Genomic DNA, 3,288 nt, shown 5'->3' with positions numbered 1-3,288 from the left:
GTGACGCCCGGTATCTTGTGTCCGCGTCGCGGGGGCTTCTCCACCCCGCGGCAAAAAGCAGAAGGCCCGGGGTTTCCGGGCCTTGCTGATGTCGTTGTGATAGGTTTCACCGCTTTCTTGGAAGACCTGGCAGCGACCTACTCTCCCGTGCCTTAAGACACAGTACCATTGGCGCTGGGGGTTTTCACGTCCGAGTTCGGGATGGGATCGGGTGCGGGCCCCCCGCTATGACCACCAGGTCGTCGAAGAAAGCGGTTTTTCTGATCCCATGCAAAGAAAAGTTCTGACGAATGATTGGGCTTGCCGCTGCGCAGGATGCGATCAAGCCGGTCGAGCGATTAGTATGGCTTAGCTTCACGTGTTACCACGCTTCCACATGCCACCTATCAACGTCGTGGTCTACGACGGCTCTGATAGGGAAACCTCGTTTTGAGGGGAGCTTCCCGCTTAGATGCATTCAGCGGTTATCTCGTCCGCACGTAGCTACCCGGCAATGCCGCTGGCGCGACAACCGGTACACCAGAGGTGCGTCCATCCCGGTCCTCTCGTACTAGGGACAGGTCCTCTCAAGTTTCCGACACCCACGGTAGATAGGGACCGAACTGTCTCACGACGTTCTAAACCCAGCTCACGTACCACTTTAATCGGCGAACAGCCGAACCCTTGGGACCTGCTCCAGCCCCAGGATGTGATGAGCCGACATCGAGGTGCCAAACCTCCCCGTCGATGTGGACTCTTGGGGGAGATCAGCCTGTTATCCCCGGCGTACCTTTTATCCGTTGAGCGATGGCCCTTCCATGCGGGACCACCGGATCACTATGACCGACTTTCGTCTCTGCTCGGCTTGTGGGCCTCGCAGTCAGGCGAGCTTATGCCATTGCACTCGACAGCTGATTTCCGACCAGCTTGAGCTCACCATCGCGCGCCTCCGTTACTCTTTGGGAGGCGACCGCCCCAGTCAAACTACCCGCCATGCAGGGTCCCGGGCCCCGGTTCAGGGGTCGCGGTTAGATACCAGGAAACAAAAGGGTGGTATTTCAAGGATGGCTCCACACCAGCTGGCGCCGATGCTTCAAAGCCTCCCACCTATCCTACACATTCATTCCCTAGTACCACTGCAAAGCTGTAGTAAAGGTGCACGGGGTCTTTCCGTCTAGCCGCGGGTACTCCGCATCTTCACGGAGAATTCAATTTCGCTGAGTTGGTGTTGGAGACAGCGGGGAAGTCGTTACGCCATTCGTGCAGGTCGGAACTTACCCGACAAGGAATTTCGCTACCTTAGGACCGTTATAGTTACGGCCGCCGTTTACCGGGGCTTCAATTCAGTGCTTGCACACCTCCTTTTAACCTTCCGGCACCGGGCAGGCGTCAGACCCTATACGTCGTCTTTAGACTTCGCAGAGCCCTGTGTTTTTAGTAAACAGTCGCCACCCCCTGGTCTGTGCCACCCCCACCTGCTTGCGCAAGAAGGGGTACCCCTTATCCCGAAGTTACGGGGTCAATTTGCCTAGTTCCTTCAACACCATTCTCTCAAGCGCCTTGGTATGCTCTACCAGTCCACCTGTGTCGGTTTCGGGTACGGTCTATACGCTGGCGTTATTTCCTGGACCCTCTTCACCGCACCTCCAATCCGATAAGGAAGTACGATACACGAGGGTCGTCACGTCCAGCAGGCCCTGGAATATTAACCAGGTTCCCATCGACTACGCCTTTCGGCCTCGCCTTAGGGGCCGGCTCACCCTGCGCGGATTAGCCTTGCGCAGGAACCCTTGGACTTTCGGCGAGAGTGTTTCTCACACTCTTTGTCGCTACTCATGTCAGCATTCTCACTTCCGATACCTCCAGCGCCTCTCACGATGACGCCTTCGCAGGCTTACGGAACGCTCCGCTACCACGTGCATTGCTGCACATCCGCAGCTTCGGTGTATGGCTTGAGCCCCGGTACATTTTCGGCGCAGGATTGCTATTAGACCAGTGAGCTATTACGCTTTCTTTAAAGGATGGCTGCTTCTAAGCCAACCTCCTGGTTGTTTTGGCCTTCCCACATCCTTTCCCACTTAGCCATAACTTGGGGACCTTAGCTGGCGGTCTGGGCTGTTTCCCTCTCGACAATGGACCTTAGCACCCACTGTCTGTCTGCCGAATAGTACTCACCGGTATTCGGAGTTTGGTTAGGTTTGGTAGGTCTTTGGGACCCCCTAGCCCATCCAGTGCTCTACCCCCGGCGGTATTCGTTCGACGCGCTACCTAAATAGCTTTCGCGGAGAACCAGCTATTTCCGAGTTTGATTGGCCTTTCACCCCTAGTCACAGATCATCCCCGACTTTTTCAACAGGCGTGGGTTCGGTCCTCCAGTGGGTGTTACCCCACCTTCAACCTGTCCATGACTAGATCACTCGGTTTCGGGTCTAACGCATGCAACTCGGCGCCCTATTCAGACTCGCTTTCGCTACGCCTTCACCTATCGGCTTAAGCTTGCTGCATACGCTAACTCGCTGACCCATTATACAAAAGGTACGCCGTCACCTCTCAAGGAGGCTCCGACTGCTTGTAGGCATTCCGTTTCAGGGTCTCTTTCACTCCCCTTGTCGGGGTGCTTTTCACCTTTCCCTCACGGTACTTGTTCGCTATCGGTCACTGAGGAGTACTTAGGCTTGGAGGATGGTCCCCCCATGTTCAGACAGGATTTCACGTGTCCCGCCCTACTCGAGTCCGTTGCTCGTTTTACTCCTACGGGGCTATCACCCGCTATGGCCCGACTTTCCAGACGGTTCAGATTATATAAGCAACGGCACTGGCCTGGTCCGCGTTCGCTCGCCACTACTAACGGAGTCTCGGTTGATGTCCTTTCCTCGGGCTACTTAGATGTTTCAGTTCGCCCGGTTCGCCTCCCGCACCTATGTATTCAGTACGGGATCACCTTACGGTGGGGTTTCCCCATTCGGATATCCACGGATCAAAGCCTGCTCTCGGCTCCCCGTGGCTTTTCGCAGAGTGCCACGTCCTTCATCGCCTCTCAGTGCCAAGGCATCCACGAAATGCCCTTATGACGCTTGATCACATCCTGGACAGGGACAAGCCCAACCAGAACGTCAGAACTTCAGCGATTTGCGTGTTATGTCTGTGACATGCCCGTGCCGGGCCGGCTCAAACGCCGCCGGGCTTTGGACAAGCTTCGACATAACATTCAGATCAGAAAAACCTATTCACAATGACAAAGAGCCTCACACCAAAAGGTGTGAAAGCCTTCGACCAAGTCGACGGCAAGGAAGTGTCCTTCTCGAACGA

General features: G+C 55.7%; 2 rRNA genes. Both read right to left on the bottom strand.

Annotation, left to right across the window (positions count from 1 at the left end):
* Nucleotides 1-124: 124 nt before the first annotated feature.
* A 5S ribosomal RNA gene (gene rrf, locus MTBLM5_RS18690) occupies nt 125-239 on the bottom strand.
* A gap of 78 nt (nt 240-317) precedes the next feature.
* Nucleotides 318-3,059, bottom strand: a 23S ribosomal RNA gene (locus tag MTBLM5_RS18685).
* Nucleotides 3,060-3,288: the final 229 nt, after the last annotated feature.

Origin of the sequence: Magnetospirillum sp. LM-5 (assembly GCF_902729445.1) — a bacterium.
Lineage (GTDB): Bacteria > Pseudomonadota > Alphaproteobacteria > Rhodospirillales > Magnetospirillaceae > Magnetospirillum.
This window is presented reverse-complemented; position numbering and strand designations above follow the sequence as displayed.